7 protein-coding genes are annotated in these 6,533 nt (G+C 62.2%); 6 read left to right on the forward strand and 1 reads right to left on the reverse strand.

From position 1 onward, the window contains the following. The first annotated feature begins 4 nt into the window (after positions 1-4). The gene (locus BRX37_RS20265) at positions 5-1,018 is read left to right on the forward strand and encodes a ParB/RepB/Spo0J family partition protein (protein WP_125989066.1); all 1,014 of its coding nucleotides are present in this window, start codon (positions 5-7) and stop codon (positions 1,016-1,018) included. Here the strand turns inward: BRX37_RS20265 and BRX37_RS20270 are convergent. Further along, positions 998-1,939, reverse strand: coding sequence for a hypothetical protein (locus BRX37_RS20270; RefSeq protein ID WP_125989084.1), 942 nt, complete (start codon positions 1,937-1,939; stop codon positions 998-1,000). The genes BRX37_RS20265 and BRX37_RS20270 overlap by 21 nt on opposite strands. A 239-nt stretch (positions 1,940-2,178) precedes the next feature. Between BRX37_RS20270 and BRX37_RS20275 the strand changes: the two genes are divergently transcribed. From BRX37_RS20275 to BRX37_RS20295, 5 genes are all read left to right on the forward strand, one after another. Beyond that, positions 2,179-3,339 carry a tyrosine-type recombinase/integrase gene (locus tag BRX37_RS20275; RefSeq protein ID WP_318276809.1) on the forward strand — a complete coding sequence of 387 codons (1,161 nt, stop codon included), beginning with the start codon at positions 2,179-2,181 and terminating at the stop codon, positions 3,337-3,339. A 156-nt stretch (positions 3,340-3,495) separates the two neighbouring features. Further along, on the forward strand, positions 3,496-4,065 hold the full coding sequence (locus BRX37_RS20280; protein WP_206434196.1) for a hypothetical protein: 570 nt from the start codon (positions 3,496-3,498) through the stop codon (positions 4,063-4,065). Then, entirely contained in the window at positions 4,058-4,753 is a 696-nt protein-coding gene (locus BRX37_RS20285) for a PD-(D/E)XK nuclease family protein (RefSeq protein WP_125989070.1), read from the forward strand. Before BRX37_RS20280 ends, BRX37_RS20285 begins: the two co-directional genes overlap by 8 nt. A gap of 13 nt (positions 4,754-4,766) precedes the next feature. Then, complete coding sequence (locus tag BRX37_RS20290) at positions 4,767-5,390, forward strand: hypothetical protein (protein WP_125989072.1); 624 nt, start codon at positions 4,767-4,769, stop codon at positions 5,388-5,390. Between the two features lie 90 nt (positions 5,391-5,480). Further along, positions 5,481-6,212 carry a hypothetical protein gene (locus BRX37_RS20295; protein ID WP_164522496.1) on the forward strand — a complete coding sequence of 244 codons (732 nt, stop codon included), beginning with the start codon at positions 5,481-5,483 and terminating at the stop codon, positions 6,210-6,212. The last annotated feature ends 321 nt before the right edge of the window (positions 6,213-6,533 follow it).

Consider the following 6,533-nt stretch of genomic DNA (forward strand, 5'->3'; position numbering starts at 1 on the left):
TCCTATGAGCAAGAAGAACAGCGGTTTTGCTGCCGATTTGGCGGCAGGAATCGACCTTACCGAGGAGGCGCCGCAGCAGCGCCGCCAAGGCATCGCAGCCAACGTTCTTACGGGTCGAACCAACCGTCTGGCAGCGCTCACATCGGGCGCCGTCGTGACTCGGACTCACGAGCTCGTGGATCCTGCGCGATGCCGCATGTGGGCGGGTCACAATCGAGACTATGCACTCCTGAACGAGGAGCGGTGCTCGGACCTCATCGAGAGCATGAAGTCTCAGGGCAAGCAGGAGATGCCGGCGATCGTTCGCCGGATCCACGGCGAGGCGGACTTCGACTTCGAGGTGATCTGCGGCGCGCGCCGTCACTGGACCATCAGCTGGCTGCGCTCGCACAACTACCCGGACTTCAAGTTCCTCGTCGATGTTCGCGAGTTGGGGGACGAGGAGGCATTTCGGTTCGCCGATATCGAAAACCGGGCACGAGACGACCTCACCGACCTTGAGCGAGCCAAGGACTACCTTCGCGCCTTGGACCTCTACTATGATGGTCGGCAGCGGACGATGGCCGAACGTCTCCATTGCTCCGAAAGCTGGCTTACCCGCTATCTCGATCTGGCTCGTCTGCCGGCAGATCTCACCCGAGCGTTCGCCAACCCGCAGGATCTTGGAGTCCGAAACGCGATTGCGTTGAAGGCACTGCTCAAGCCAGAAGTTCGGCGGGGGAGGGCAATCGCGGAGGCGGGGCGCCTTGCGGATGCTCGGGAGGCTGGGGCTGAACCGCTGTCGATTCTCGACACGATCAAGGCTTTGACCGAGGCAGTAGACCCCCCCAAGAAGTCAGGATCCCCCAAGAAGTCAGGAAAGGCCGAGACTGTAGCCAGTGCGAGCGGCAAGCCGGTGCTCCGCATCGAGGGCGCCGACAAGAAGGGCATCCGCCTCACCCTCATCAGCCGTGGCGGTGCGACACGTGCAGAGGTTGAGGAAGCGCTGAAGGCGGTCCTAGACCAGCATTGGGTCTGACGGCCCTGATGTGGCCGCCAGCAGCTTCCTGGCGCCCTGTGGGGTGACGTCGAGCAGCTTCGAGACAGCCGCGGGTGAAAGTCCAGGATAGGCGATCTGCAGGCGCGCCAAGAGAGGGGCCTTGCTCCGCTTGGTCAGTTGTCGATGGGCAGCCTGCCGGTGCATCGCACGTTCGATCCAGTCCAGCTCTCGAAGTCCGGCAGCCGCTGCATCGGTGAGGCGATCAGCGAGTATCTCCGCCAGCGCGCCGGGGGAGGGGGGCAGGAACTTCGGGAGCAGCACCAGCGACGGAATGATCCGACCCGTGAACCCTGCTCGATGAACCATCAGAGGGACTGCTGTCGCGACAAGCCAGTTCCGATCACGATGGCGGGCAGGCAGCTCCCACGCCCGCCCATCGATCGACACGACGTCCGACGCGCGGCCGGAAGTCTGCTCCGTCATCTCCGCAAGCTCGAAGACCCGCTGGGCTATCGCCAACAGGCCGCCGACGGGGAAGGGGGCCGACGCCGCAGACCGCACGCGACGCCACAACGGGCCAAAGTGCGCGAGGTCTTCGTTGCCGTAGGTCTCGGCTGCAGATCGATCGTCAAGGATCGTCCGCAATGTCCTGAGGGTTGCAAGGGTCAGTGGATCCTTAGCGTCGTCGTCACGGCTGAGCGCAAGGTGGAAGATGGCGGCAACCGAGATCGGATCGTTGAGGCCTTCGGAGGCGCGGGGAGGGGGGCTTCGCCCGGCAATCCAGCTCTGGAGATCGCCGATCGTTATGGGAACGCCTGCCAGGCCCGCCAAGGCGGCCGCGCCCTCGAGGCGCGATCGAGCAATGAAGATATCGGCACATGGGCTATTCTGCAGGCGGCCATCGAGCCGGCCCAAAAGCAGCATGCCGTCGTTGCTCTGGAAGTTGCGCAGCCGCTCCATTTCGCAGATCGGTGTCGCACACAGGGAAACTAAAGTCACCAGTTGGTTTCCAGCCCTAACTGTCGTGAATACCAGACATGCGATAATTGCAGTTATCACATAACCGAATTTGACGTCTCTCTATAAGGTGCGCTACAACCGCAGCGATGGAGGGCAGCGCGATCAGCGGGCAAAAAAGCCCTGAAACCGGCGAGTTCGACGCCGCCAATGGCGTGGTCGTCACCGTGTCGGCCGAGGCTATGTCGGCTATCGCGTGGACTGCGACGCAGATGCGCGCCGGCGGGCGCATCGTGGTCGATGAGACCCTCATCGCCGCCTATCAGGCCGCCAGCTCGCCACATTCCATCCGCGCCCTGAAATCCGATCTCGAAGCGTTCGACCTGTGGTGCCGGCGCACCAACCGCATCGCGCTGCCGGCAACGCCGGAGATCGTCGCCGACTATCTCGACGCGCGGGCAGGGCAGGGGGCTCGGCCCGCCTCGCTTGGCCGCTACAAGGCATCGATTGCCAAGATCCACCAATTGCTCGACCTGAAGGATCCGACCCAGGCCGAGCTGGTGAAACTTCGGCTTCGCGCGATCCGGCGCGAGAAGGGCACGGCACAGGCGCAAGCGCGCCCGCTGCGCTTCAAGGGGCCGGTTCGCGACGTTGAGCGCGACAAGCCCCGCGGGATCAACATCAGGGCGCTTCTGGAGGCGTGTGCGGACGATTTGCCGGGCCTGAGGGATCGGGCGCTGCTGTCTGTCGCTTATGACACCGGGCTGCGGGCGTCCGAGCTTGTCGCGATCGAAGTCGATCATGTCCTGGAGGCGCTCGATCCTGAAGCCGGTCTGCTCGCGATCGAACGCAGCAAGGGCGACCGGGAAGGGGAGGGGGCGACCGCATTTCTCTCGCCCCGCTCGATGCGGGCCATCGCAGCATGGACCGACGGAGCCGGGATCACGGCTGGTTCGTTGTTCCGGCGGGTGCAGGTGCGGCGCTACAAGGCGCGGCCTGCGGTGAAAGGACGGCCGATCGACAGCATCACCAGCCGCGAGAAATGGGATCTGCGAAAGACGCTTCCACGGGCTGCGGTGCCGGCGCGCGTCGAATATGACGTTGGCGAGGTGGCGCTGCATCCGGGCTCGATTGGGCCGATCTGGCGCGCGATGATCCAGCGAGCCTTCGATGTTGGTGCCCTCGGTGATTTGACGGCCGACGATCTCGTGCGCTTGCTTAAAGGGGTGAGCGCCCATTCAACGCGTGTCGGCCTAAATCAGGATTTGTTCGCAAGCGGGGAAGATCTCGCCGGCATCATGGACGCATTGCGGTGGAGAAGCCCCCGCATGCCGCTCGCTTACAATCGCAATCTCGCTGCGGAGCAGGGTGCGGCGGGACGGCTAATGGGGAAACTAGGGTGACCATATCTGACTTCGGAGACGATACCGATCCGGTGTCGGCACTACGTGAGAAGCTGAAGCACATGGAAGCGCGACAGGGTCTGGCGGAGCAGATCATCGAAGACCAGTTCGCAAGGGTAGGCCCGTCACGATCAATAGTTTACCGTTGAGGAAAAAATGGCCGAGATCGCGCTTCACTCAACTCATTCAACCCTGCGCGAGCGGATTGTCGAGCACGTCTTCGTGGGTGAGGCGCTCCGAACACTATGGAAAAGGGGCATCACCGACGTCGAGGTACTTCGCTCGGAGTTTGACGCGTTCGGCTACGATCTTGTCATGACCCGCGGTCACATCCAGCGCCACATCCAGTTCAAAACTGGCGTCGGTGAGAAGCCGGTTCGAGTCTCGATCGGCGCTTTAGCCTCCAAACCGAGCGGGTGTGTGATTTGGATCGCTGTCAGCCTCGATCTCGATCTGCGGTATTTTTGGTGGTTCGGTGGGGCAGCGGGGCAACCGCTCCCGGACATGTCATCGCTCAACCGGCCGAAGCGGATCGGCCGCCGGCAAGAGGGTGACCGACCTGAACGGTCCAACCATCGGACGGTCCCCGCCAAAATGTTCAGGCGGGTCGACAGTTTGGACGAGGTACTTGAGATGTTGTTCGGCGCCTTGCCCGATACAGGACCGCCGGAAGTCGACGACGACGCAGCAGCTGCTGATTCCGTGGCGAGTTCAGCCAATGTCTGAAACGCTGTCTGCTTCGCGGCTTCACGCTGCGTTCGACGCGTTGCGCCAAGCGCTGCCCATGGCGCATCCACCTGCGCCGAAGCAATTCTATGCCCTGCATGATCTGCAGAGCGCTTTCACCGCCCTGCAGCGACCGCTGTCAGTGACGAGGGAGCAAGGCGGGCTGATCAATGTGTGGGCGCTGGCTTATATCGGGCATGACGAGGTGCGCAATGCTGCCGCTCTGGCTGGCTTGTGGATGCGCGAATTTGGTGGGGAGACTTCTCGCAATTTCCTCATCAGCTATCTCTCGAACGCCCTTCCGGGCGAGCACTGGGGCGCTGAGCTTGAACGGGGATACCGTATCGAGACCGAAGTCTGCCCCTTGGGAGACGCCGCCGATCGCGTCGATCTGGTCATCGAAACAGCAGTCCATCTGATTGGTGTCGAGGTAAAAATCCGTGCTGGCCTGGGCCGAGAGCAGCTGGAGCGATACTCAGCGTCCATCCATCGCAGAGCCGAACTTCAAGGACTGGCGCCTCGGATCTTGTTGCTGGCACCGTTCGATACACGTCTGGCGACTGTATCTTCGACCACCTGGCAGGATGTTGCGCGCGCCGCTCTCGCCGCTGTCAGTAGGCGTGCCGCCGATCGATCCTTCGTCGAGCATCTCATCGAGCGGTTCGCCGATCACATTCGTAGGTTCTAGGAGCAGCTTTCCTATGTCGGATCCCAATGTCGGAGCCGTGATCGTCAAACATATCGATGAGCTTGAAGCCGCTCTCCGTTATGCCAAGACGATGATGCAACCAATGCTTGAGAAGGCAGCAGCGACCGTCATCAACGATAAGCGGCACGAGCTCGGGTGGGCAGGTGCTGTGCCGGCCGACTTTGATGAGGCCCAGTGGCTCGCACCGGAAGACTGGAGGATGGGCGGTGAGGCCGGGGAAGAGGATTTCTACCTGTCCTTCTCCCTCCAACCCGCCTCCTGCATCGACGGAAATGAGCCGGAGACGTGGCTCGGTACAATAGCTGGCTTTGCCGGTGCTGGGATCAGATTTTCGGCGTCGACCGACGCGTTGGGCCAGCGGGCATGGAAGGCGTTCCTGAAATCTCAAGGCCCGTTGCTTGAGGACCTTGCCTCCAAGGGCTTCCTGTATGATCCGAAGGCTGGAGATCTGGCGCTGACGATCCCGATCAATCGAGAGCGCCTGGCTGCAGGGTTCGAGGACGATGCTCTCGAGGCAGCCCTCGAGCCGATGGCGAACACGATCGACCGTATCGATGCGGCAAAGCCCATGCTGGATCGACTTGTGGAAGCGCTGAAGGCGGCGCGATTGCCGTGAACGCCGACCGATCTCTGACGGGAGGCGACGCTGTCGCGGAGGCGAAACGTGCTCTTCGACTATGATCACCCAGCGAGCTGGCCGCCAGCAGTGACCGACTTCCTCGGCGAGCATTTCGATCTGTTGAACGACTGGGTGACGGCCCAGCGCTTCGCCACCGGGTCTCAGTATGATCGGTTGGTCGAGCGCTTGGGCGAGCTGCTGCGCCCCCACGAGATTTTGGCCTGGCACTGTACCCGCCTGCTGCCACATGAGCGGGCTGGCATCCTCGCGAAAGGGATGCATCTTCCAAGCGTTGACGGTTTGATGACGAGGATCGATGCGGCAATATCGGCTGGCGCGTTCTCACCGGAGATTGCTGCCCAGTTTCGGCTGCGCCACCAGGCGCATTCACCGACACGGGCAGGGCGCATCTGGTTCCTCTTCACGCGGCCACAAAACGACGACGGAGTTGAGGATTTCTTCCGGTTCTGGGGAGGTGAGTCCCTATACGCGGCGATCGACCGTGATATCGCACTAGGGCCAATCCTCCGCTCGACAGGTGTGCCGTGCGTTGTAGAAGCGGCAATCCCGATGTCCTATTTCCAGGACAGCCTTGGCTACGAAACCCACATCGTGCGGCAGTTCTGTGGCTGGCGCGCGGAGCGGTCTTACGATGGCGTGCCCCATGATCGCGCGCTCGCCCCGGTACCACCCCATTTGATTCGACGGATCGTGACGTCCCACGATCCGGAATTTGCCGCGTTGAGCGGCTGCGCCGCCTATTATGAGCCGCTGACGATTGCTCCTCCGGTCGCGAAACATCGCTTGGAAGATGGGTGAAGGGGCCTTGGATGGACATCGGACCAACGCCTTGGGCTCGGCCGCCAAGATGCGGAATTCATTGTCACCGGGATGGAACGACGATAGAACGGCTGCGACTTGGGGGCAGTCGATCAAAGCGCGTCTTCCGAGCGTTGCCGCAACAGACAGCGCGAGTTGAGTGCATGACGAACGATAGTTTAGGTGATGTGCGGGGCTCTGTTGCAAAGATTGGCGGCAGTCAGAGGTAGGCTGTCGCTCTGCGCCGATCAGGCGGCTGCTGCGAAATGGTGGTTGAGCATGCCCATGGCCTCCGTCAGCGCCGAGGGCCCAATGCCAAAA

The organism is Sphingomonas sp. S-NIH.Pt3_0716 (assembly GCF_003950715.1).
Taxonomy (GTDB): domain Bacteria; phylum Pseudomonadota; class Alphaproteobacteria; order Sphingomonadales; family Sphingomonadaceae; genus Sphingobium; species Sphingobium yanoikuyae_A.

Excerpts from the sequence above, each read along its gene's own strand:
- BRX37_RS20280 (WP_206434196.1), top strand. The coding sequence starts at position 3,496 with ATGGCCGAGATCGCGCTTCACTCAACTCATTCAACCCTGCGCGAGCGG.
- BRX37_RS20290 (WP_125989072.1), top strand. The coding sequence starts at position 4,767 with ATGTCGGATCCCAATGTCGGAGCCGTGATCGTCAAACATATCGATGAG.
- BRX37_RS20265 (WP_125989066.1), top strand. The coding sequence starts at position 5 with ATGAGCAAGAAGAACAGCGGTTTTGCTGCCGATTTGGCGGCAGGAATC.
- BRX37_RS20275 (WP_318276809.1), top strand. The coding sequence starts at position 2,179 with ATGTCGGCTATCGCGTGGACTGCGACGCAGATGCGCGCCGGCGGGCGC.
- BRX37_RS20270 (WP_125989084.1), bottom strand. The coding sequence starts at position 1,939 with ATGGAGCGGCTGCGCAACTTCCAGAGCAACGACGGCATGCTGCTTTTG.
- BRX37_RS20285 (WP_125989070.1), top strand. The coding sequence starts at position 4,058 with ATGTCTGAAACGCTGTCTGCTTCGCGGCTTCACGCTGCGTTCGACGCG.